Here is a 22,672-nt window from a genome sequence, read left to right on the forward strand (position 1 = left end):
AACAGACCGCGGACGTCCACGGCAACAGGTTTTCGGTGCGGGACCCGCGCCCCGGGGGCCGCACCGGGCGGAGGCCCACCGGCCAGGTCCGGTGGGCCTGCGCCGCGGTCGCGGGCCGCTTCAGCGGTACGCGCCGGGCCGGAGACGCCGATACAGGACGGCTCCGCCGAGCACCAGGGCCGCCCCCGCGGCCACCACCGGCACGGTCTGATCCGCGCCGGTGTGGGCGAGCGTCGCCTGCGCCTGGGGCACGGCCGCGGGCTCGATGTCGGTCACGGGCCTCGGCTGCTGCTGCGGCTCGGACCGCACGGGCGGCGCGGGCGTCGGGGCGACGTGGTGCCCCGGGGTGTTCGTCGACGTGTTGCCGGAGGCCGCGTTGCCGATGCCCCCCACGTTCACGCTGTTGCCGGTGACATTCACCGGAACGTGCACGGGCAGCTGGATGGTGTTGCCGGAGACCACACCCGGGGAATCCTCTGTGCTCGCCTGTGCCGCCGCACCGTCGGCTGCCGGCGTCCGGTCCCCGTCGGACGCGTTGGCGCACCGGTTGCCCGCCGCGGGGTTGAGAAGCCCCACCACGTCCACGGTGTTCCCGCACACGTTCACCGGAACGTCCACCGGCAGCTGGATGGTGTTGCCGGAGAGCACACCGGGTGAGCCGGCCGCGACACCCTCCGCCGCGGCGCCGTCCGCCGCGAAGGCGGACACCGGCATGGCCATCGCCATCGCACCGGAGGCGGCGGCCACGGCGATCACACTGTTCCGGGTGACCCGTTTCATAGGTTCCCTGCCTTCCAGACATGGTCGCGGGCGCTCACCCGCACCCCGTAAAACGCTGGTGAAGGATTCGGGGTTATGGCCTGTCGTCCTTTCACCCCATCGGGGGGCCTGTTATCGAACGATGCACGAAGCCGCCGGCGCCGGGCGGCGGGTCCCGGTGCGGCGACCGTGCGGCCGGCCGCCGGGAGGCGGCGTTCGGAGGGGCCGCCTAGGGTGGGCGAAGGCCTGTTCCCGGTCCGCGGCGGAGCGTTGCTGGAGGCGTCCATGCCGGCCAAACTGCCGACGCGGCGCACGGCCCGGCGCGGCGCGTGCGTCGGGGCCGTCACCCTCGTCGTCCTCGGCGCGGGACTGCCCGCGGGGGCCGGCAGCGACACGCCAGGTGGCCTGAGCCGGTTCTACCGCCAGAAGGTGACGTGGTCGGCGTGCGAGGCGGGCGCCCCGCCGGACCTGCAGTGCGGCAAGGTCACCGTGCCCCTCGACTACGCGCACCCCGGCGCCGGCACCCTCGACCTCGCCCTGGCCCGCTACCGGGCCACCGGCCCCTCCCGGGGCTCGGTGCTGCTCGACTTCGGCGGCCCCGGCGTCGCGGGCGTGCCCGGACTGACCACCGACGGCAGACGGTTCATGGACCTGACCAACGGTTACGACGTGGTCGCGTTCGACCCGCGGGGCGTCGGCAGGTCCTCTCCGGTCGGCTGCGGCCTGGGCACGGACGACCGGGCCGCACGGACGACCGGCGGGAACGCGAACCTCGGCGACCCGAAGGCCGCCCGCGAGAAAATCACGGCGTGGCAGCGGATGGCCGCCGAGTGTGCCCGGCGCTCGGGCCCGGTCCAGGCGCACATGGGCACCGTCGACGCGGCCCGGGACCTGGACGTGATCCGTCAGGCGCTCGGCGACGACCGGCTCGACTACCTGGGCTTCTCCTACGGGACCCGGCTCGGCGCGGTGTACTCGGCGCTGTTCCCCGGCAAGGTCGGCAGGATGGCCCTCGACGGGGTCGACACCCTGACCGAGCCACTGGCGGAGCAGGGGCTGGTCGCCGCCGAGGCGCAGCAGACGGCGCTCGACGACTTCCTCGACTGGTGCGTACAGGACCTCGCCTGCCCGCTGGGCGACGACCGCCGCGCGGCCGGTGACCAGATGGTCCAGCTCGTCCGCTCCCTCGACGCGAACCCGGTGCCGAACGGGTTCGGCGGCCGGCTGTCGGGCCAGGACCTCGCCCGGGCGGTCGGGCAGGCCCTCTACAGCAGGCGGTTGTGGCCCACCCTGGAACGGGCGATGGACTCCCTGGTGGAGGACGGCGACACGCACGGCATCGAGGCCTTCACCCTGGGGGGCGGCACCCTGCCGGGACGGCGGAGCGCGCCGCGTCCGGCGGACGGTGGTCTGGTCGGCTCCGCCGGGATACCGCCGGACAACCAGCCCGCCGCGACCATGGCGGTCAACTGCGCCGACGATCCCGACCGGCCCGGTGCCGCGCAGCTCACCAGGGACCTCGGCCGGCTGAGCGCCGAGTACGAGCAGGCCTCGCCGGTCTTCGGCCGCGCCCGGCTGAACGAGCTCCTGATGTGCTACGGCCGTCCCAAGGGCACCGCCTTCATCCGCGAGAAGGTGAAGAACGTCGACACGGCGAGGATGCTGCTGGTCGGTACCCGCGGCGACCCGGCGACCCCGTACCGCTGGACGCTGGAGACGGCACGGCGGCTCGGCCCGTCCGCCGTGGTGCTCGACAACCGGGCCGACGGGCACACCGGGTACCTGTCCTCCCGGTGCGTGCACAAGAAGGTGAACGACTTCCTGCTGTACGGCTCCCTGCCGGCCGACGGCAGCTCGTGCGGCGCGGACCGGGAGCCGGACGCGAGCGGCTGACCGGGCTCAGCCGGTGACGATCCGGGGCTGGTACAGGTCCAGCCAGACGGCCAGGTCGAGGGTCCGCTCCAGGCCGCGTCGCGCCGCCTGGTTGCCGCCGAGGGGGGTGTCGCTGTGCGCGAGGCGGCGCAGCCTTTCCTGATCCACGAGGTCGAAGACCGGGTGCCCCGGCCGGCCGAGCAGGTCCTTGGCATGATCCTGGAGGGCGAGGGCGTACTTGGGGTCCTGGGTGGACGGGTAGGGGCTCTTGACCCTGTCGTAGACGGACTTGGGCAGCAGGTCCGCGGTCGCCTCCCGCAGCAGGCTCTTCTCCCGGCCGTCGAAGGACTTCAGGGCCCAGGGCGCGTTGTAGACGTACTCGACCAGGCGGTGGTCGCAGTAGGGGACGCGGACCTCCAGGCCGACCGCCATGCTCATCCGGTCCTTGCGGTCGAGCAGGGCCCGGACGAAGCGGGTCAGGTGGAGGTGGCAGATCTGCCGCATCCGGAACTCGAAGTCGCTCTCGCCGTCGAGGCGGCTGACGGCGGCGATGGCGGTGCGGTAGCCGTCGGCGACGTAGGCGGGCAGGTCGAGGGCCCGGGCGAGGTCGGGGCGCAGGACACCGGCGTCGTCGCCGAAGTCGCGCTGGAAGCGCACCAGCCAGGGGAAGGTGTCGGCGCGGCGCGCCTCCTCGTCGAAGAAGTGCTGGTAGCCGCCGAAGACCTCGTCGGCGGACTCGCCGGACAGGGCGACGGTGGAGTGGTCCCGGATGCTGCGGAACAGCAGGTACAGGGAGGAGTCCATGTCGCCGAAGCCCATCGGCAGGTCGCGGGCGTGGACCACCTTCCGGCGGATCTCCGGGTCGGCGAGGGTGTGCGCGTCGAGCACGATGTCCTGGTGGTCGGTGTCGGCGGCGCGCGCCACGTCGTGCACGAACGGCGTGTCGGGGGTGGCGCGCAGGTCGTCCGCGACGAAGTGGTCGCTCTGTCCGACGAAGTCGACGGCGAAGCTGCGCACCTTCTCGCCCTGCTCGGCCAGGCGGCGGGCGGCCAGCGCGGTCATGGCGGAGGAGTCCAGGCCGCCGGAGAGCAGGGTGCAGCGGGGTACGTCGGCCACGAGCTGGCGGCGCACGATGTCGTCCAGCAGGGTGCGCACCGTGGCGACGGTGGTGTCGCGGTCGTCGGGGTGGGGCAGGGTCCGCAGCCGCCAGTAGACGCGGGTGCGCAGGCCGGTGCGGCCGACGGTGACGACGGTTCCGGGCTCGACCTCGCGCATGCCGTCCCAGACGGCGTGGCCCGGGGTCTTGACGAAGGTGAACAGCTCGCGCAGGCCGTCCAGGGTGACCCGGGGTCGGACCATGGGGTTGGCGAGGACGGCCTTGGGCTCGGAGCCGAAGAGGACGCCGTCGGGGGTGGGGTGGTAGTAGAAGGGCTTGATGCCCATCCGGTCGCGGATCATGACGAGTTCGTCGTGGCGGCCGTCCCAGATCGCGAAGGCGTACATGCCGTTGAGGCGCTCGGCGACGGCGTCGCCCCACTCCAGGTAGCCGCGCAGGACGACCTCGGTGTCGGAGTCGGTGGTGAAGCGGTGGCCGCGCGCGGCCAGTTCGGCGCGCAGCTCGGTGAAGTTGTAGGCCTCGCCGGAGTAGACGAGCGCCACCGTGCCGTCGGGGGTACCGGCGGTCATGGGCTGCCGGCCGCCGGGCAGGTCGATGATCGCGAGCCTGCGGTGCCCGAGAGCCGCCGGTCCCTCGGTCCAGGTGCCGCGGTCGTCGGGGCCGCGGCAGGCCATCGTCTCGGTCATGGCTCGCAGGGTCGCGGCCTCGGCGCGCAGATCGCGGTCGTAGGAGACCCAGCCGGTGATGCCGCACATCCGCTACCTCCTGTCCTCCGGCCCGCCGGAAGGGATCGCTCACCGGCACCGAGCCGGGTGAGCGCCCGACGCCCGGGCGAACCAGTTGCATCGAGCATCTATATGACGAGCGTGTGCCACCGGGGCGGTGGCGGTCAACGCGGCCGTCACCCGGTTGCCACCGTGACCCGCTCGTTCCGGCCGCACTGTGCTCCCGGAACATCACGGAAGGGGCCTCGCACCAGGGGCGGAGCACCGGGAACCGGCCAAGGGCAAAGACTTCTCCAATGCGCGCGAACGGGGCGGCGCCGGCCCGGGCGGCCCACATGCCGGACGGCCTCGGGCGGGGCACGCCGCGGGCCCTGCGGCGCCTCCGGCGCCCTACCATCGAAAGACCCCGCGCGCGAGCCGAGTTGCCCCGAATGCCTGAAGTGCGAATCGGACCTATCGTGCTGTCATGGAGCACGAGCTGAGTCCCTCGATCCTCACCGAGCTGCGGCGTCCGCGCCCCTACCCGGCGGTGTCGGTGCTGACGCCGACACACCGCCGCGAGCCCGACAACGCGCAGGATCCGGTCCGGCTGCGCAACGTCGTGGCCGAGGCCAAGCGGCAGCTGGAGACCAACCCTCAGGTCACCCGGGAGCAGCGCAACGACGTCGTCCGGCAGCTCGACCAGGCCCTCGCCGAGGTGGACCTGACGTACGCCGAGGACGGACTGGCGATCTTCGCGGCCCCGGGCGAGCACCAGGTGTGGTCACTGTCCCGTACCGTCCCGGAGCGCGTGGTCCTCTCGGACACCTTCCTGACCCGCAACCTGGTCTCCGCGCGGACCGCCGAGCGCCCGTTCTGGATACTGTCCGTCTCCGCGGACCGCGTGACGCTGTGGACCGGCGGCGTCGACCGCGTCACGGAGGACCACACCGGCGGCTTCCCGCTGACCAGGAAACTCGTCGAGAACTTCGACGCCGAACGCCGGATGCAGATCGGCGACGCGCCGAGCACGTTCCGGGACCAGAGCACCCGCCAGTTCCTGCGGGAGGCGGACAGCGCGATGAGCGCGGTCCTGCGGGAGCATCCGCGCCGGCTGTACATCACGGGCGAGCCGGCCGCGCTGTCCGCCCTGGAGGAGGTCGGCAGCGTCGCCAAGTGCGCGGTGCCCGTCCAGCACGGCGGCCTGGCGCACGCCACCCCCGAGGCCGTCTGGCGGGCCATCGGGCCCGTGCACGGCGAGGAGACGCGGGGCGACACAGAGGCGGTGGCCCGGGAACTGGAGGGGGCCCGTGGGCGCAAGGAGTACGCGGCCGGTGTCGACGAGGTCTGGCAGACCGCGCGGGAGGGCCGGATCCGGCTGCTGGCCGTCGAGGAGAACTACCGCGTGACGGTGCGCGACTCCGCCGGCGGCCATCTGGTTCCGGCGGAGAGCGAGGAGCCGGGCGCCCGCGAGGACATCGTGGACGAGATCGTCGAGCAGTGCCTGGAGACGGGCGCCGACGTGCGCTTCGTCCCCGACGGCACCCTGGGCGACGCGCAGGGGATCGCCGGAGTGCTGCGCTACTGACGCCGGACGCGGGCACGGCCGTGCCGGGCACCGGGGCCCCTCCGGGGAGGCCCGGCGGCGCCCGGCGCGGCGGGGCCGCCGGGTCAGACCGTGCCGAAGAGGGTGCTCAGACCGCGGTCGACGGCCGTGGCGAGGTCCTCCTGGCCGGCTGCGACCACCGCGTAGCTGCGCAGCAGGAAGCGGCGCAGCGCCGGGGTCTCGAACTGGAGCAGGGCCAGGCCGGAGGGCGAGTGCAGTTCCAGCACCGTACGGGCCCCTCCGCACGGCCACAGGTGCACGTCCCCGGCCCCGGCCTGTCCTTCGAGTCCTTCCTCCAGCAGGGCACGGGCGAAGGTCCACGAGACCGCCGCGCCGTCGAGGGAGGCCTCGGGCGGGAAGTCCACGTGCACGGCCAGCGGGTCGGTGGAGACGTAGCGCAGGGTGGCGGGCACGGGGAGTTCCCGCCCGTCCGCGGTGATCAGGCGGGCGCGGGCGGGCTGCTCGAGAGTGGTGTCCATGATCGGTCTCCCCTGCGGGTCGTCAGGTCGGCCGGTTGTGCCGTTGTCCTTAGGAGCCCGAAGGGGCCGTTCGCATTACGCATGACCCCCCACCAATCCATGTGACCTGCGTCACTCCTTCGACGATCGACCTCGGGCGGTCGACCGGGAGGGAACACACGACCGTAGAACACACGCTTGGACGTCCGGGTACCACCTCCGGACGACCGCCAAATCACGTACGTCGTCTACGTCTTGGCCACCGGGGCGGCTACGCCGAAAGTGCCGGTCAGTCGCCACGGGAAGACTGTGGCATATGCCAGGTGCACCCTCGCATCGCGTCTTGCCAAATGCCTTACGGGGCGCCGTCGGCTGTGCAACAGTCATAGCGGTCCCTCCCACCGCCTCGGCCGTACCGTCCCCGTATCGGAGTGCGCCATGCCGCCCCACGTGTCCGCGGACCGCTCCCCCGCCCAGCCACCAAGGGGCGGGCCGGTCGACGCGCTCATCTCACAGGCGCGCCGGCTCAGGGGCGAGGTGGACGCCGTACGGCGGGACGCGGGGGGCGACGCCTCGGATCCGCGGGGCCGGTGGGAGCGTGCGCTGTGCGATCTGGCGCTGCGCCAACTCAACGATCTGGACGAACACCTGGCGCAGTTACGGGACGGCCCGCCACCGGTGCCCGCGGCACCGGCGGCCGAACCCGGCACACCGGCCGTCCCGTCGCGCGGTCCGCTGCTCAGCCGGGTCGGCAGCGCCGAGTGGAACCTGCTGACGGACGAGGCCGCCTGGTCGGGCGAGCTGTTCCTGATCCTCGGCCGCGACCCCGCCGTTCCCCCGCTCACCCTCGACGAGCTGCCCTCCGTGGTGCTGGAGGAGGACCGGCCCCGGCTGACCGCCATGGTCACCGACTGCCTGGTCGACGCCAGGCCGATCGACGGGGAGTTCCGCATCGTGCGGCCCGACGGAGCCGTCCGCGCGGTGCACATGATGGGCGAGCCCGTGCTCGACGCCGACGGCGGCACCACCTCGATGTGGGCGGTGCTGCGGGACGTCAGCGAACTGCGGCTCAGTCAGTCGGCGGTGCGCGAGACCCGTGACTCGCTGCACCGCCACCGGCGTCGCACGCAGCCAGAGCACCGGCTCGCGGTCGAGCCGCAGGAAGCCGCGCTCCCCCCGTGGCGCGGCTCCCTGCGGCTCCCGCGCCGGGGCCGCCCGAGGCTCGACCTGGCCGCCCACCACCTGCCGTCCTCGACCGGCACGCCGATCGGGGCCGACTGGTACGACGCGCTGGAGCTGTCCGACGGCGACACCCTGCTCAGCGTCGGCGGACTCACCGGCCGCGGGCCGGGGGTGGCCTCGGGCACGGCGCTGCTGCTGGGTGCCCTGCGCGGCATGGCGATGGCGGGGGCCCGGCCGGGCCAGCTGATGACCTGGCTCGACCAACTGCTGGACGCCACCGTGCAGCCGGCTCTGGGCAGCGCCGTCTGCTGCCGTTACCGGCCCGCCACCCGCACCCTGACCTGGGCGCGGGCAGGACACCCCGCCCCGCTGCTGTTCCGCGGCGGGACGGGGCGGATCCTGGACGCCCCGGACGGCGTCCTGCTCGGCGCCGCTCCGGGAGCCTCCTACGGGCAGGCCGAGGAGACCCTGGAGACGGGCGACCTGCTCCTGCTGCACACCGACGGACTGGTGCCGCGACGGGAGTCTGCGCGCTCCAGCGCAGCCGAGACCGAGGGACGCACGGCCACCGCACACCGTCTGCTCGACCTGGCCCCGCGGTTCGCCGCGGCGCGCCGCGCGCAGGAGTGCGTACGGACGGTCGTGGAGGAGTTCGGCGGAACCGGGCGCGAGGACGACGCCTGCGTGCTGATCGCCCGAGTGACGTCGTAGCCCGCGTACGGAACCGGGACCCTACGCCGGTGCGCTGCCGGTGTTCCTGCCCTTCGGCTTGGGAAGGGCCAACCGGATCTCCTCCCGCAACTCGCCGACCTTCGGATAGGTGGCGTACTCGGCGGTGAGCCGGTACATCTCGCGCAGCCGGTCCCAGGTGCGGCGGGAGGAGTTCGATCCCATCGCCATCAGAGCCAGCCGTGCGTACCGGTCCGCCTGCTCGGGGTCGTCCGCGATGAAGCAGGCGGAGGCCATGGACAGATGGTCGAAGATCTTCGACCGCTCGCGTCCGTCGACGCGCAGGGCCAGGGCCTTCTCCGCGTAGTGCTGGGCGTGCGCGGCCGCGTTCGGGTCGTGCTCCGCCAGCGTGCGGTACGCGAGCGCCGTCATGCCGTACAGATCCTCGTCCTTGAAGGTCTGCATCCAGTCGAGCGGCTCCGCGTTGCCGGTGTCCGAGACGAAGAGGTCCTCCGCCTGTCCGAGGGTGCGGCGCATCGCCTGGCCCTTGCCCATCGAGGCCTGCGCCCACGCCTCGATGGTGTGGAACATCGCCTTGGTGCGCGGCTGGAGGCGGTCGCCCGCGCCGGAGTGGGCGAGCTTCATCAGGTCCAGCGCGTCGTCGGGCCGGCCCAGGTGCACCATCTGGCGCGCCGCGCGGGACAGCGCCTCCCCGGCGCGCGGCCGGTCGCCGCCCTCCCTGGCGGCGTGGGCGGCGATGACGAAGTACTTCTGGGCGGTGGGTTCCAGGCCGACGTCGTGGGACATCCAGCCGGCGAGGACCGAGAGGTTGGCGGCGACGCCCCACAGGCGCCGCTGGAGATGGGGTGGGTGGCGGTAGGCGAGCATGCCGCCCACCTCGTTGAGCTGGCCGACCACCGCCTTGCGTTGCAGTCCGCCGCCGCGGGCGGCGTCCCAGGCTCGGAACACCTCCACCGAGCGTTCGAGTTCCTCGATCTCCTGCGACCCGATGGGGGCGGCGTCGTAGCGGTCGAACCCAGCGGGGTCGGCGTGCAGGGGATGGTCGAGGGCGGGGGTTTCGGTCTTGAGTGTCGGATCGGATTGCAGCCAGTCGTGCATGGCGCTGCTGAGTGCGGAGCCCGCGGCGAGCGCGGCGCCCGCGCCCACCAAGCCGCGTCGGTTGAGCATGAGGTCCATTCCCGTGAATTCGGTGAGGACCGCGGCGGTCCGCTCGGGCGCCCACGGCACTCCGTCGGGATGTTCCGCACTCCCGTCGCCCTGCCGATTCCCTGTACGCCCGTGCCGTACCAGACCGAGGTCCTCGATGGTCACGACACGGCCGAGACGCTCGGTGAACAGGGCCGCCAGCACCCGCGGTACGGGATCGCGCGGGATCTCTCCCATGTCGATCCAGCGCCGCACCCGAGAGGTGTCGGTCGCCAGCTGGGGGTGGCCCATGGCCGCCGCCTGCCGGTTGACCAGCCTCGCGAGTTCCCCTTTGGACCAGCCGGCCAGGCCGAACAGGTCCGCGAGACGGGTGTTGGGTTGTCCTGTCACGTCAAGCCCCCAGGTACTCGGCTGAGTTGACAGTAGACCCGCCGCGACTTGCCGGGCGACTATTCGCCAGGGTTCGCCAGGGTGCGCCACATGGTGTGCCAGTGCGCACCGGGTGTCAGGTAGGAACGCGCCACCCCGACCCGGTCGCCGAGGGACATTCCCCAGGGTGCACCCGGGCGTCCGGGCCGGGAGCGCGCTGAAGTATCAGGCACACGAAGGGATCGGTCCCGCCCCATGTATGCAGCATCGTCCTCCGTGTCCGCCCCGCCCCGGTCGCTGCGCACCCGTCAGGGCACCGGCGGCCCCCACCTCGACCCCCTGCGTCCGGCGGCCCCCCCGCTCGGTGCCGGCCGGGCGCGGCACGCCATGGGGCCCGGCACGCAAACGCTGAGCGGGAGAGTCGACTTGTCCGGCCCGCAGGGCGCGCAACTGCGCACGGCGATCGCCTCGGTGCACCGGATCTGTCCGGAGTTCGCTCCGGTGCAGGTGCTGCGCCGCAGCGGGCGGTCCGTGCTCCTGGTCGGCACCATCGGGCGCAGCACGGCTGTCGCCAAGTGCTTACTCGACCACTCCCCCGCGTGGGCGGAGCGCTACCGGCACGAAATAGCCGCATACCGCTCGTTCGTCCGGCACCGGCCGCCGGTCCGGGTGCCCCGGCTGATCGCGGCGGACCCGGACAACTGCACGCTGGTGATCGAACGGACGCCGGGACGGGTGGCCGCCCTGCAACGGCACCCGGTGGAGGCCCCGCCCCGGGCGGACATCGGGGCTGCCCTGGGCGCGATCTGCCGGCTGAACGCCTGGCGGCCGCCGGCGGGCACGTTCGACGCCCCGCTGGACTACGCCGCCCGTATCTCCCGGTACCACGAGCTGGGTCTGCTCACCGACCGCGACCTGGGTGACCTGCAGAAGCTGCTGCACGGCATCGCGCACGCCGCGGGCCGGCAGGGCATGGGCCAGTTCTGCCACGGCGACGCGTTGCTCGCGAACGTCCTGCTCTCCCCGGCCGGCCCCGTGCTGGTGGACTGGGAGCACGCGGGCTGGTACCTGCCGGGCTACGACCTGGCGACGCTGTGGTCGGTGCTCGGGGACGCTCCGGCGGCGCGGCGGCAGATCAGCCAGCTCGCCCAGTCGGCCGGCCCGGCCACGCGGGACGCGTTCCTGGTGAACCTGATGCTCGTGCTCACCCGGGAGATCCGCACCTACGAGACGGCCGTGCAGCGCTCCATGCACGATACGGCCCCGACGCCACCGGGCACGGCCCACCCGGGTGCTGCGCCGTCCGGCGAGGAACAGCGGCTGCTGCTGCGACGGCTCCACGACGACTGCCAGCTGGCCCGCCGGGCCGTACGCGCAGCCGTCGGCACTCGCTGACGGGGACAACGGTCCGCGGGCACCCATCGACCGGGTGCCCGCGGTCCTTTGTCATGCCTGACAGCTCCGCCGCTCGCCTCTTCGCCCCGTCCCCGGCCCGGCTCTCGTTCAGCTCTTTCGGAGCAGTGGCCGTAGGGGCCATTGGTGTAAGCCACTGACGCCGCGCAGGCCTCGGGGGTGCCGTGCAGAAACTCGCCGAGATGCCGTTTGACATGGGGAATCGCCTTGCTGTGCACATGATTGACGGATCGTCGGACAGCCGGTACCACTGATCCGCACCGGCCCCGCACGCCCCGCTACGCCCGAGCGCCCCAGGAGGCTGCATTGCGAGGATCCGCCATCGACCCCAGACCCGTGCCGGGACGCAGAAGCGCGCGCAGCGCGGCGGGGGTCGTCGCCTCGGCGGCGCTGCTGCTGCCGCTGCTGGGCGGCACCCCGTCCGCGGGCGCCGCCACGGACGACACCGGAAGGTTGCAGCGGGCGTTCGCCTCCGCGTCCGCCGAGTACCACGTGCCGCTCAGCGTCCTGCTGGGCGTGTCCTATCTGCAGTCGCGCTGGGACGGGCACAGCGGCGCCCCGAGCGTGACCGGCGGCTACGGTCCGATGCACCTGACCGACGCGCGCACCGCGCTCGCCGAAGCCCCGCACCACAGTGAGGGCACGGAGGACGCGCGCGGGGACGACGCGCGGCCGGCCCTGCACCCCGAGACGAAGACGCCGGCGGAATCAGCCGTGCCCGCCCGGCTGAAGACGCTGCCCAAGGCGGCCGGGCTGACCGGGATCCCCGCCGCGCGGCTGCGTGCGGACGAGTCGGCGAACATCGCGGGTGGCGCGGCCCTGCTGGCGGCCGCCCAGAAGAAGCTCGGCGAACCGCTGAGCGCGGATCCGGCCGCCTGGTACGGCGCGGTGGCCCGGTTCTCCGGCGCGGACGACAGCGCGACGGCGGCGGCCTACGCCGACGACGTGTACAACGTGATCCGCTCCGGTGAGCGGCGCACCACCGATTCGGGCCAACTGGTCGTCCTGGCCGCGCGGCCCGGCGTCGCCCCGCGCACCGACCAGTTGACGCTGACGGCCCTGCCGCACCGTTCGGCGGAGGGGACGGAGTGCCCGGCCTCGGTGTCCTGCGAGTGGATCCCCGCGCCCTACGAGGAGTTCGGCGGTGACGACTACGGCAACCACGACCTGGGCGACCGGCCGAAGGCGCAGTCCATCCGGTACATCGTCATCCACGACACGGAGGGCCGCTGGGACGGCGTCCTCAATCTGATCCAGGACCCCACCTATGTGTCCTGGAACTACACGCTGCGCTCCACCGACGGGCACATCGCCCAGCATGTGAAGGCCAAGGACGTGGCCTGGCACGCGGGCAACTGGTACATCAACGCCAAGTCGATCGGCCTGGAGCACGAAGGTTTCCTCGCCTCGCCGGACGCCTGGTACACGGAGGCGATGTACCGGTCCTCGGCGCGCCTGGTGAAGTACCTCGCGCGCAAGTACGACATCCCGCTGGACCGGCAGCACATCCTCGGTCATGACACCGTGCCCGGGCCGACCTCCGCGAGCATCCCGGGCATGCACACCGACCCGGGCCCGTACTGGGACTGGCAGCACTACTTCAAGCTGCTGGGCCGCCCGTTCGAGCCGTCCGCGGGCAAGAACGGCGGCCTGGTGACGATCCGCCCCGACTACGCGACGAACCAGCCCGAGTACACGGGCTGCGTCACCAGCGGCCGGCCCTGCGCCGCGCACGGCTCCAGCGAGGTGCGGCTCTACTCGCAGCCCGACACCTCCTCGCCGCTGATCAAGGACCTCGGCCTCAGGCCGGACGGCAGCCCGTCGACGATCGACGTGAACGACGTGGCCTCGCGGGTGGAGACCGGGCAGCAGTACGCGGTCGCCGGCCGGCAGGGCGACTGGACGGCGATCTGGTACCTGGGCCACAAGGCCTGGTTCCAGAACCCGGCGAGGCAGCCGGCGGCGGTGGACGCGGCCGGAACGGTGGTGACGCCGAAGGCCGGGCTGGACAGCGTACCGGTGTACGGCAGGGCCTACCCGGAGACGGAGGCCTATCCGGCGGGCGTGCCCGTCCAGGCGGTGTCGCCGCTGCCGTACAAGCTGCTCGCGGGCCAGAAGTACGTGGTGGGCGGCCTGCAGCCGGGTGAGTACTACTACTCGGCCACCTTCACCACGACGTCGCACCGGGTGGTGGTCGGCAAGGACATGTACTACCAGATCCAGTTCGGCCACCGGGTGGCGTTCGTGCGGGCCGCGGACGTACGGGTGGAGCCGTCGTCCCGGTAGCGGGCCGAGGTCGTCCGTCGTACGAGAACGTGAGGGGCCGGTCCCGTGGGGGCCGGCCCTTGCGCGTGGCGCCTGGTCAGCCTTGCTGGAACAGCTCCGCGGGCAGCGGCTTGAGCAGGGCGTACAGGTCGTCGGTGATCGGCCGGTCCCAGGCGGCGATGGTGACCAGGACGCCGTCGCTGCGGTCGAACTGCACGCAGGAGATACGGCTCTCGGAGAGCTTCAGCCGGCGCACGATCAGGAGGTTGTCGCCCTGGAGCACGGGCATGTCCTCGCTTCCGACGACGGTGACCTCCTCGTCGTTCTCCAGGGCCAGCAGCAGCTGCGCCACCTCGAAGGGCACCTCGCCCTCGGCGACCTCGCGGGCGACCGAGCCCTCGGGCAGATTGCCGATGATCATCGCGGTGCCGCGGCCGCCGAACAGGTCGTAACGCAGGAACACGCCCTGGCAGGTGCCGTCGGGCGCGGGCAGCAGACCGGCGCCCAGGTTGCCGGGCCAGTCGCCCGGGTCCATGGCCAGGACGTCGAAGTCGGGCCCGGCGGGCGTGGCGTTGCGGCGGCGGAGGAACGACATGCCGCCATGGTACGTGCCCCGGCCTGCCACGTGGCGTGAGGGCGGCCACCGGCCGGGGGTGGAATCACCCGGTGCCGCGCACGCGGTGCCGCGCGTGGTGGCGGCACGCCACCAGCGCCCGTCGGGGCTGGTCGGGAAGGCGATCAGCGGCGTGGGCGGGGCCCGCTGCGTCCGTGGTGTGAGCCGGCCCCACCGCGTCTGCGGTGCGCCCCGCCTTCTTGGTCCGGTGCGGTACGGGCATGGCGGGAGCGCGGGCCGCGGGCGGGTCGGTGCCGGCGTCGCTCGACGGGCCGGGTCGCACGGCGGGGGCGAGGAGGCCGCACCGCGGGGGCGAGGAGGCCGCACCGCGGGGGCGAGGAGGCCGCACCGCGGGGGCGAGGAGGTCGCACCGCGGGGGCGAGGAACGCGGGGTCGGCGGCGCGGGCGGGTCCCCAGCCCCCCGCTCGGTTCGTTCCCGGCGGTCGGTGGGCGGGGTGCCACGCGGGCCGTCGTGGCGGAGGTGGTCGGGGCGAGGCCCCGAGCGAACCGCCGCGCGTCCCGGCCGGGCGAGTCCGGCCTCGTACTCACGGCAGGCAAACCGCTCGCCGTGACCAGGCGGTCTCGCCGTCACCCCCTCTCACGGCGACGACGACAGCGACACCGCCCGAACGCGGGAGTGCGCCGCGGCTCCTGGTCTCCCCCGGCCACGACCGCGCCCCCTGCGACAGGAACCTGTCGTGCTGCCCGGTGACCAGCGCCCCCCTCGACGCGACAGCGCCACCGGCCGAGGACGCCGCCCTGCCGCGTCACCCGAGCGGCTGCCGTCACTCCTCAGGCGGCGACGGGGGAACCACCGCGACCGGGCTCGCCGCGTGCAGCAGGACGGCCTGGGTGACGGAGCCCATCATGCGGGCCGGTGCCAGCAGGCGCCGGCGGTGGCGGCCGACCACGACCAGTCCGGCGTCGCGGGAGGCGGCGACCAGCAGGCCGGCCGCGTCGCCGGGCGCCACATGGGGCTCGGCGAGCACGTCGGGGTGGCGGGCGCGGTGCGGGGCGAGGAAGCCCTCGGTCAGGGTCCGGGTCTCGCTCTCCACGGCGTCCTGGTCGACCATGAGCGTGGTGACTTCCGCCGGGGCCACCCAGGCCGGGGGCGGCCACGGGTAGGCGGCGAGCACCTGGAGCCGGGCCCCGCGCAGGGCGGCCTCCGTGAAGGCGAAGTCGAGCAAGGCGTCGTCGGGACTGTCGACGTTGACGCCGACGACCACGCGTGGCCCCGGGCCGGCCGCCGTCTCGCCATGGACCTCGCGGCCGGGCCGGGGCACCACGACGACCGGGCACGCGGCGTCGCGGGCCGCGGCCAGGCTGCTGGAGCCGAGCAGCAGGCTGGCGAAGCCGCCGCGCCCCCGTGAGCCGAGTACCAACAGCTGGGCGGTGGAGCCGAGTTCGGGCAGCAGCGCGCCCGGAAGCCCGTCAAGACCGGCGTACTCGACCTCGGTCCCGGAGGTGCGCTCGCCCAGGTGGGCGCGTGCCTGGTCGAGCACCGGATCGCCGTCGTCGCCGGACGGTCCGGCAACGAGGACGTCGGGCTGGGCCAGGGCCGCGTACTGACGGACGTGTACCGCCCGCAGGGGCGCCCCGCGCCGCCGGGCGGCGTCGAGGGCCCAGTCCAGGGCGCGCAGACTGTCGTCGGAGCCGTCGACGGCGGCGACGACCGGTGGGGTGCTCATGAGTTCCTCTCCTCCGGATGGCGACCTCCCCGCGGGCCCGGCGCCGCTCGGCCGCCGGCCCCTGCGGGGCTTTCAAGGTCCCCTGTCCCCGAACACGAGGGAAACACCCCCTGTCCGCGTCCGGTCAGGTGAGATCGAACTCCCCGTGCCGTGCCCCTGACATGAACGCGCCCCACTCCGCGGGGGTGAAGATCAGGGACGGGCTTTCCGGGCTGTCGCCGTTGCGCATCGCGATGAATCCCTCGACGAAGGCGATCTGGACATCTCCCAGCCCGCCGCTGCTGGACTGCCACTGCGCGCTGCTGAGATCCAGTTCCGGCTTGTCCCATCCCGCGAGCGGGTGCTCCTGGACAGTGCTCTCGGCCACGTCCGTGCTCCTCCCCAATCGTCGTCCGCGGGTCAGCCTAGCCATCGAGTCCCAGCGTCAACAGGGCACGTGAGGGGGACTTTTCAGGAGGGGCGTCAGGCCCCGTCGGGAAGCCGTGTGCGGATGTGCAGGTGACCGTCGAGCGGGTAGTCGGGCGGCGCCGCCGGCAGGACCCCGGCCTGCTCGTAGCCGCATTTCCGCGCGACCCGGCAGGAGGCCGTGTTGTCCACCTGGTGCAGCAGCTCCAGCCGGGTCGGTCCCCGGTCCGCGAACAGGGCGAAGGTCCAGTCGGTCAGGGCCAGCAGGGCCCGCGGGGCCACTCCCCTGCCGCGCGCGTGCGCCGCGGTCCAGTAGCCCACCTCGGCGGACGGGGCACCGGGGCGGAGGCCCTTGACGACGGCGTGGCCCACCAACCGCTCGCGCGCCTCGGGCCCCTCCCGGTCCTCGTGCCCGTCGGGGCCCTGTTCCTCCAGGACGGCGAACGCGAAGCGGTCCCCCGTCTCCCAGTCCCGTTGCCGCTCCCGGATCCACCGGGCCGCGCCGGTCTCGTCGTCCACGGCCGGACCCGCCCAGCGGCGCAGTGTCTCGTCCCGGTACGTCGCGACCAGGTCGGCGGCGTCCGCCGCGCGCCAGGGGCGCAGGGTCAGCGCGGGGGTGCCGGGGGTGGCCTCCGCCGACGGGTACGCCGTCACCGCGCACCGAACCGGTCACGCAGTTCCCTCTTGAGGATCTTCCCGCTGGCGTTGCGCGGCAGTTCTTCCACGAAGATCACTTTCTTGGGAGCCTTGAACGACGCCAGCTTCTCGCGGGCGTGGGCGATCAGTTCGGCCTCGGTGACGTCGCCGCGGGGGACGACGAACGCGGTGACGGCCTCGATCCACCGCTCGTCGGGAAGGCCGACCACGGCCGCCTCGGCGACCTGCGGATGAGCGTACAGAACGTCCTCGACCTGGCGCGAAGCCACCAGTACGCCGCCGGAGTTGATGACGTCCTTCACCCGGTCGACGACCGTGTGGTATCCGTGCGGATCGCGCACGGCGAGGTCGCCGGAGCGGAACCAGCCCTCGCGGAACGCCTCCGCGGTCTCCTCGGGCCTGTCCCAGTAGCCCTGGCACAACTGCGGTGAGCGGTAGACGATTTCGCCGGGTGTGCCGTCGGGGACGTCCTTGCCGTCCTCGTCGACGACGCGGGCGTCCACGAAGAGCACCGGCCGGCCGCAGGAGTCCATGCGGCCCTTGTGCTCGTCGGGTCCGAGCACCATGGCCAGGGGGCCGATCTCGCTCTGGCCGAAGCAGTTGTAGAAGGCGAGTTCCGGCAGGCGTTCCCGGAGGCGTTCCAGGACCGGCACCGGCATGATCGACGCGCCGTAGTACGCCTTGCGCAGTCCGCCGAGGTCGCGGGTGGCGAAGTCGGGGCGGTCGGCCAGCCCGATCCAGACCGTGGGCGGGGCGAACAGGCTGTCCGCGCGCCCGGCCTCGACCAGGTCGAGGATCCGGTCGCCGTCGGGCGCGTCGAGGACGATGTTCGTCGCGCCCACGGCGAGGTACGGCAGCAGGAACACGTGCATCTGCGCGGAGTGGTAGAGGGGCAGCGCGTGGACGGGGCGGTCCCCCGCGCTGAGGTCGAGTGCGGTGATCGCGCTCAGGTACGCGTGGACCAGTGCCCGGTGGGTCATCATCGCGCCCTTGGGCAGGGCGGTGGTGCCCGAGGTGTACAGCAGCTGCACGAGGTCCTCGGAGCGCGGTTCGGCGCCGTCGTACGGCGGCGTGGACGGCAGCCGGGCGAGCAGCGAGTCCCCGGCGTCCCGCAGGGGCAACGCCCTCGCGGTGGCCGGGAGCCGAACGGCCAGATCCGGGTCCGTGAGGACCAGGGCGCTGCCGGACTGGCCGACGATGTACGCGAGGTCGTCGCCGGTGAGGCTCTGGTTGACGGGCACGTGCACCAGGCCCGCGCGGGCGCAGGCGAGGAAGCCGATCAGGTAGGCGTCGGAGTTGTGGCCGTAGGAGGCGACCCGGTCGCCGGGGGCGAGGCCCTGGCCGAGCAGGACGTTCGCCGCGCGGGAGACGGCGTCGTCGAGTTCGGCGTACGTCCAGGAGCGCTCGCCGTACTCGACGGCGACGCGTGCCGGGGTGCGGCGGGCGCTGCGCCGCAGGACTCCGTCGACCGTACTGCCGTGTCCAGGCGTCATGACAGATGATCCTGGGTACGGCGCGGCGAGAGGTCAAGAATCACCGTGATTCCGCCCACCCGAGGTTAGTTGACGTGCCATCAGATCGCTCCGGGAGGGCACGCACCGTTGACACAGCCCCCGCCTGACACGAAAGTTTCACCGCACACGACCATCCCCGAAAGATACTTTCAGACGGTGGGCGGGAGGCCTCATGACGAGCGACGACGCGGCAGGCAGAAGAGCGGGCGGGCTGACCCGCCGCCAACTGGGTTTGGAGACAATGGCGTTGGGCGGGGCTTTCGCGCTCGCGGCCCTGCCCGCGGGCCCGGCCGCCGCCGCCCCGGCGAACGGCAGCCCCACCCTGCGGCACGGATCCCCCGAGCGGGCCGGCCTGCTCGCCGCCCCGCTGCGCCAACTCGTTGAGGACGCCGAGGCGTTCCTCGGCCCGTCCCCCGCACATCCCTGGTACGCGGGTGCCGTGCTGCTCGCCGGGCGCGGCGGCACCGTGGCGCTGCACGAGCCGATCGGCATGGCGGTGCGCTACTCGGCGTACGACGAGAAGACCGACACCGCTGTGGAGTTCCCGGCGGACCGGCGGATCCCGATGACCCGGGACACCGTCTTCGACCTGGCCTCGGTCTCCAAGCTGTTCACCTCGATGCTCGCGGTGCAGGAACTCGAGCGGGGCACGCTGGAGCTGGAGGGCAGGGTCGCGTCCTACCTCCCGGAGTTCGGGCGCGCGGGCAAGCAGGACGTCACCATCCGCCAACTCCTCACCCACACCTCGGGATTCCGGGCCTGGATCCCGCTGTACGACGCGCCGACGTACGAGCGGAAGCTGGAACTCGTCTGGAACGAGGCGCCGATCAACCCGCCCGGCACCGCGTACCTGTACTCGGACCTGAACATGATCTCCATGCAGCTGGTCCTGGAGGCGGTCACCGGGCGCGCCCTGGACACCCTGCTGCACGAGCGGATCACCGGGCCGCTGGGTCTCGACCGCACGCGCTACAACCCGCCCGCCTCCTGGAAGCCGCGGATCGCGGCCACCGAGGATGCCCGCAAGCCCTGGTCGGGCCTGGACCGCGGTCTGGTGTGGGGCGAGGTGCACGACGAGAACGCCTTCAGCCTCGGCGGTGTGGCCGGGCACGCGGGCGTGTTCTCGTGCGCGTGGGACCTCGCGGTCCTGGGCCGTACGCTGCTCAACGGCGGCGCGTACGGGCGTACCCGCATCCTGCGGCCCGAGTCGGTGGAGCTGATGTTCACCGACTTCAACACCGCCTTTCCCGGCAACGAGCACGGCCTGGGCTTCGAGCTGCACCAGCACTGGTACATGGGCGCGATGGCCACTCCGCGCACCGCGGGGCACACCGGCTTCACGGGCACGTCGCTGGTCCTCGACCCGACCACCGACTCGTTCCTGGTCGTCCTCGGCAACTCCGTTCACCCGGTGCGCAACTGGCGTTCCGGCTCCGCTCCGCGCGTCGCCACCGGCAACGACCTGGCACGGGCCGTACCGGTCCGGCCGACGCGGGGCCGCACGGCGTGGTTCTCCGGGATGGCGAGCGCCACGACGGCGACTCTGGCCCTCCCCGCGCTCGACACCTCCGCGGGCGGCGCCCGGCTGCGGTGCGACCTGTGGTGGGACACCGAGCCCGGGTCGGACGTGCTCGTCCTGGAGTGCACGACGGACGGGGGCGCCACCTGGCAGCCGGTGCCGTTCACCACCACGCGCCGGGGCGAGGAGCCGGAGCCGCACCCCACGGGCACCGCCACCGGCTACTCGGGCCGGGTCTGGCACGGGCTCACGGCCGGCCTCCCGGCGGCCGGACGGCTGACCCTGCGCTGGCGGTACACGACCGACCGCCTGTACGTGGGCCGCGGCGCCTACGTCGATGCCCAGCGGGTCGAGACCGGCCGCGCCGTCCTGTTCGACGAGGCGCGCCCGACGGACTCGGCCCGGATCGAGGCGAAGGGCTGGACGGCCTCCGCGGACTGAGGAGATCGACACCCGATCGAATTCGATCAATTCCAGCTTTCCCGCACCCGGAAAACCGTCGACAACAGAAAAAGACAAACCTCATTCCCCTGCCTTTCTTTCAGGTTCCTTTCAGATTCCTTCCAGCCCCCCACCAGCACGGCAGCGACGGAAATAAAAGCTCACGAATACGGGTCCCATCCGCACAGCGGGCGATAATGTGAATCCGCAACCGGATGGGGGATTCCGGGTTCTGCGATCAGTCGTGGCTGCCTCAGTGACCTCTGTGTCAGGGCCGTTCCATGCCTGATTCACGTGCAACAGCGGTCGCCGGCCGCCCCCGCGGGCGCCGGCGACCGTATCGGGGGGTGAGGAACAGTGCAGTCGGACCACGGTGCGAAGGTGCGGCCGGCCGACCTTCGGGCCGCGCTCCGCGTCGCGGACCTGCTGGCCGGCGGGCCCGCCGCGCGCGACACGGAACAGGACGGCGAGCGGAGCGACCGGCCGGCGCCGCCCGACCGGTACGCGGTGGCGCGGCTCCTGTCCGCGGCGGCCCCGCCGCCCGCCTGGCGGTCCGCCTGGGAGGACGTGCTCGCCCAGGAGCGTGCCAGGCGGTCACGGGCGGGCCTGGGATGGGTGCTCACCCGCCTCGCCTCCGGCGACTTACCGGCCCTGGACGTCCTGGAGGTCGGCTGTGAGCGGCTGCGCCTGCACCGGCTGGCCTACGCCCCCGGCGCGACCGGTCCGGAGCCGATCCGGCTGGCCGAGACGTCCTGGACGGAACTGGCCCCCGTGTCCGCGGCGCTCCCGCAGGAGCGGCCGAGCCGCCTGTTCCTGCTCGCCGGCGGTGCGGACGACGCCGCGGCCGGGGTGGGCGCCGCCCTGCGGAGCTCCCTGGCCGCCTTCGTGAGGAGCACGCACCGCGACGCGACGGAGCCGCTCGTGCTCGCCGTCAGGGCCGCCGGCTGGCAGCCGCTGGAGCGGGCGGCGGAGGCGGTTCGGGCACAGTCGGGCGCGCTGCTGTGCCTGCGGCTGCCCGCGCACTGGCCCCTGGCACCGGAGGACCTGACGGCCGAACTGCCGCTGCGCACCACGGTGTGGCTCGCCGCCGCCCAAGTCGACGGCGCCTCGGGGACGGTGGACCTGGTGCGCCGGCCGCTGTTCCCCGCGGGCAGCCGCGCGGACGACCGCACCGCCGCGGGACCCGTCGTACGGGTGCCGGTCACCGCGCCACCGCCCGGCGCGACCACCGGCGAGAGCGTCGCCGCCGTCGTCTCCGCCGGGCGGGACGAACCGGCGTCCCGGTGGCGCTCGCTGCGCATCGACCGGCCCGAACTGCCGCCCGGCTCCCGGACCACGCTGTCCTACTCCCTGCGTGGAAGAAGCCGGGTGGAACTGGGCTACGACGGCCACCACGAACCCGAGACCTCCCCCTGGACCGCGCTGGCCTCCAGCACCCCCCGGCAGCTCTCCCGGCCCTGCCCGGTCGACCTGATGGTCGCCGTGGAGGTCTCCGGTCCGCAGGCCGACGGGGGCATCGCGGTCGAGGAGCGCCTTCAGGAGGCCGCGGCCGTCGTCACCGCCGTACAGGACGCCGTCGGCGGCGAGGACACGCTCCGGGTGGGCCTGATCGGCTACCGCGACCACGACCCGCTCCACCGGCCTCGCGACCACGACCCCGTCGTGCACCGGGTGGGGATGTCGGCGGCGCCGGACGCGGCACGGGCGCTGGAGTCCTGGCGCCCCTGCCCCCTGCGGCACGACTTCGCCACCGGGCTGGAGCACGTGCCCGGGGAACTGCCCGGGTGGCGCCACCAGTGGCGCACCGACAGCCACCGGGTGCTGCTCGTCATCGGCTCCCGGCCGCCGCACCCGCGGGCCCGCCCGCCCCAGGTCCTGCGGCGCGGCGCCCCCGTACGCATCTGCCCCGACCGGCTGGACTGGCAGGCCGAACTGGACGCGGCACGCCGCCACGAGGGCGTCGCCTGCGTGGCGGTCGTGGACGAACCGGCCTGGATGGACGAGCTGGTGGGCGAACCCCACCTGGCGCACTGGGCCGACCACGCCTGGGGCGCGTTCGGCACCGAGGGGCGGTTCATCGCGGGGCACGATCCGCGGCAGATCGCCGCCGCCGTCGCCGCACCCGCGCTGTGCCTGCCCCGGGACGGCGCGCCGATCCGGCTGGTCGTCGCCGACGGCACGGCCGCCGACTGGCAGCACGCCGTGGCCGGCTGACGAGGACCTCACCCACACACCGGTTGCGCGCGCACGCGCG

Annotated in this window: 16 protein-coding genes; 7 read left to right on the plus strand and 9 right to left on the minus strand. The window is 73.4% G+C overall.

Going from position 1 to position 22,672, the window contains the following annotated elements; all coding sequences use genetic code 11:
* Nucleotides 1–120: 120 nt before the first annotated feature.
* Nucleotides 121–780 (minus strand): chaplin family protein, encoded by a 660-nt coding sequence (locus ACIQMV_RS28485; RefSeq protein ID WP_402596218.1) that lies wholly within the window; start codon nt 778–780, stop codon nt 121–123.
* Nucleotides 781–1,044: 264 nt separating this feature from the next.
* Here ACIQMV_RS28485 and ACIQMV_RS28490 point away from each other — a divergent pair, with 264 nt between their 5' ends.
* Nucleotides 1,045–2,652 carry an alpha/beta fold hydrolase gene (locus tag ACIQMV_RS28490; protein ID WP_402596245.1) on the plus strand — a complete coding sequence of 536 codons (1,608 nt, stop codon included), beginning with the start codon at nt 1,045–1,047 and terminating at the stop codon, nt 2,650–2,652.
* Between the two features lie 6 nt (nt 2,653–2,658).
* On the opposite strand, the gene asnB is transcribed toward ACIQMV_RS28490, so the two are convergent.
* A complete protein-coding gene (gene asnB / locus ACIQMV_RS28495; RefSeq protein ID WP_402596219.1) occupies nt 2,659–4,503 on the minus strand; it encodes an asparagine synthase (glutamine-hydrolyzing) in 1,845 nt (614 codons plus the stop codon).
* Nucleotides 4,504–4,939: 436 nt separating this feature from the next.
* On the opposite strand from asnB, the gene ACIQMV_RS28500 reads away from it, so the two are divergent.
* Nucleotides 4,940–6,040, plus strand: a complete 1,101-nt coding sequence (locus tag ACIQMV_RS28500) for a chemotaxis protein (protein WP_141364355.1) — start codon at nt 4,940–4,942, stop codon at nt 6,038–6,040.
* An 83-nt stretch (nt 6,041–6,123) separates the two neighbouring features.
* On the opposite strand, the gene ACIQMV_RS28505 is transcribed toward ACIQMV_RS28500, so the two are convergent.
* Nucleotides 6,124–6,537 carry an SsgA family sporulation/cell division regulator gene (locus ACIQMV_RS28505; RefSeq protein ID WP_402596220.1) on the minus strand — a complete coding sequence of 138 codons (414 nt, stop codon included), beginning with the start codon at nt 6,535–6,537 and terminating at the stop codon, nt 6,124–6,126.
* Between the two features lie 417 nt (nt 6,538–6,954).
* Between ACIQMV_RS28505 and ACIQMV_RS28510 the strand changes: the two genes are divergently transcribed.
* Complete coding sequence (locus tag ACIQMV_RS28510) at nt 6,955–8,409, plus strand: PP2C family protein-serine/threonine phosphatase (RefSeq protein WP_402596221.1); 1,455 nt, start codon at nt 6,955–6,957, stop codon at nt 8,407–8,409.
* A 21-nt stretch (nt 8,410–8,430) separates the two neighbouring features.
* On the opposite strand, the gene ACIQMV_RS28515 is transcribed toward ACIQMV_RS28510, so the two are convergent.
* The gene (locus ACIQMV_RS28515; RefSeq protein ID WP_402596222.1) at nt 8,431–9,924 is read right to left on the minus strand and encodes a hypothetical protein; all 1,494 of its coding nucleotides are present in this window, start codon (nt 9,922–9,924) and stop codon (nt 8,431–8,433) included.
* A gap of 234 nt (nt 9,925–10,158) precedes the next feature.
* On the opposite strand from ACIQMV_RS28515, the gene ACIQMV_RS28520 reads away from it, so the two are divergent.
* Both ACIQMV_RS28520 and ACIQMV_RS28525 read left to right on the plus strand, forming a co-directional pair.
* Nucleotides 10,159–11,298 (plus strand): aminoglycoside phosphotransferase family protein, encoded by a 1,140-nt coding sequence (locus ACIQMV_RS28520; RefSeq protein WP_402596223.1) that lies wholly within the window; start codon nt 10,159–10,161, stop codon nt 11,296–11,298.
* 324 nt (nt 11,299–11,622) lie between these two features.
* Nucleotides 11,623–13,602 (plus strand): N-acetylmuramoyl-L-alanine amidase, encoded by a 1,980-nt coding sequence (locus ACIQMV_RS28525; RefSeq protein WP_402596224.1) that lies wholly within the window; start codon nt 11,623–11,625, stop codon nt 13,600–13,602.
* Nucleotides 13,603–13,678: 76 nt separating this feature from the next.
* On the opposite strand, the gene ACIQMV_RS28530 is transcribed toward ACIQMV_RS28525, so the two are convergent.
* From ACIQMV_RS28530 to ACIQMV_RS28550, 5 genes are all read right to left on the minus strand, one after another.
* Complete coding sequence (locus ACIQMV_RS28530; RefSeq protein ID WP_141364343.1) at nt 13,679–14,176, minus strand: hypothetical protein; 498 nt, start codon at nt 14,174–14,176, stop codon at nt 13,679–13,681.
* An 803-nt stretch (nt 14,177–14,979) separates the two neighbouring features.
* Nucleotides 14,980–15,882 (minus strand): universal stress protein, encoded by a 903-nt coding sequence (locus ACIQMV_RS28535; RefSeq protein WP_402596225.1) that lies wholly within the window; start codon nt 15,880–15,882, stop codon nt 14,980–14,982.
* Between the two features lie 124 nt (nt 15,883–16,006).
* Complete coding sequence (locus tag ACIQMV_RS28540; protein ID WP_402596226.1) at nt 16,007–16,249, minus strand: DUF397 domain-containing protein; 243 nt, start codon at nt 16,247–16,249, stop codon at nt 16,007–16,009.
* A gap of 95 nt (nt 16,250–16,344) precedes the next feature.
* Complete coding sequence (locus tag ACIQMV_RS28545; RefSeq protein WP_401774374.1) at nt 16,345–16,941, minus strand: GNAT family N-acetyltransferase; 597 nt, start codon at nt 16,939–16,941, stop codon at nt 16,345–16,347.
* Complete coding sequence (locus ACIQMV_RS28550; RefSeq protein ID WP_402596227.1) at nt 16,938–18,437, minus strand: acyl-CoA synthetase; 1,500 nt, start codon at nt 18,435–18,437, stop codon at nt 16,938–16,940. The genes ACIQMV_RS28545 and ACIQMV_RS28550 overlap by 4 nt, the downstream gene beginning before the upstream one ends.
* Nucleotides 18,438–18,630: 193 nt before the next feature.
* On the opposite strand from ACIQMV_RS28550, the gene ACIQMV_RS28555 reads away from it, so the two are divergent.
* Together ACIQMV_RS28555 and ACIQMV_RS28560 are read left to right on the plus strand one after the other, a co-directional pair.
* A complete protein-coding gene (locus tag ACIQMV_RS28555) occupies nt 18,631–20,418 on the plus strand; it encodes a serine hydrolase (protein WP_402596228.1) in 1,788 nt (595 codons plus the stop codon).
* 357 nt (nt 20,419–20,775) lie between these two features.
* Nucleotides 20,776–22,632 (plus strand): hypothetical protein, encoded by a 1,857-nt coding sequence (locus ACIQMV_RS28560; protein ID WP_402596229.1) that lies wholly within the window; start codon nt 20,776–20,778, stop codon nt 22,630–22,632.
* Nucleotides 22,633–22,672: the final 40 nt, after the last annotated feature.

Origin of the sequence: Streptomyces sp. NPDC091412 (genome assembly GCF_044756885.1) — a bacterium.
Classification (GTDB): domain Bacteria; phylum Actinomycetota; class Actinomycetes; order Streptomycetales; family Streptomycetaceae; genus Streptomyces.

What these genes read in the sequence shown, in the direction of transcription:
- ACIQMV_RS28485 (WP_402596218.1), bottom strand. Translation starts at nt 780, where the DNA reads ATGAAACGGGTCACCCGGAACAGTGTGATCGCCGTGGCCGCCGCCTCC.
- ACIQMV_RS28490 (WP_402596245.1), top strand. Translation starts at nt 1,045, where the DNA reads ATGCCGGCCAAACTGCCGACGCGGCGCACGGCCCGGCGCGGCGCGTGC.
- asnB (WP_402596219.1), bottom strand. Translation starts at nt 4,503, where the DNA reads ATGTGCGGCATCACCGGCTGGGTCTCCTACGACCGCGATCTGCGCGCC.
- ACIQMV_RS28500 (WP_141364355.1), top strand. Translation starts at nt 4,940, where the DNA reads ATGGAGCACGAGCTGAGTCCCTCGATCCTCACCGAGCTGCGGCGTCCG.
- ACIQMV_RS28505 (WP_402596220.1), bottom strand. Translation starts at nt 6,537, where the DNA reads ATGGACACCACTCTCGAGCAGCCCGCCCGCGCCCGCCTGATCACCGCG.
- ACIQMV_RS28510 (WP_402596221.1), top strand. Translation starts at nt 6,955, where the DNA reads ATGCCGCCCCACGTGTCCGCGGACCGCTCCCCCGCCCAGCCACCAAGG.
- ACIQMV_RS28520 (WP_402596223.1), top strand. Translation starts at nt 10,159, where the DNA reads ATGTATGCAGCATCGTCCTCCGTGTCCGCCCCGCCCCGGTCGCTGCGC.
- ACIQMV_RS28530 (WP_141364343.1), bottom strand. Translation starts at nt 14,176, where the DNA reads ATGTCGTTCCTCCGCCGCCGCAACGCCACGCCCGCCGGGCCCGACTTC.
- ACIQMV_RS28535 (WP_402596225.1), bottom strand. Translation starts at nt 15,882, where the DNA reads ATGAGCACCCCACCGGTCGTCGCCGCCGTCGACGGCTCCGACGACAGT.
- ACIQMV_RS28550 (WP_402596227.1), bottom strand. Translation starts at nt 18,437, where the DNA reads ATGACGCCTGGACACGGCAGTACGGTCGACGGAGTCCTGCGGCGCAGC.
- ACIQMV_RS28555 (WP_402596228.1), top strand. Translation starts at nt 18,631, where the DNA reads ATGACGAGCGACGACGCGGCAGGCAGAAGAGCGGGCGGGCTGACCCGC.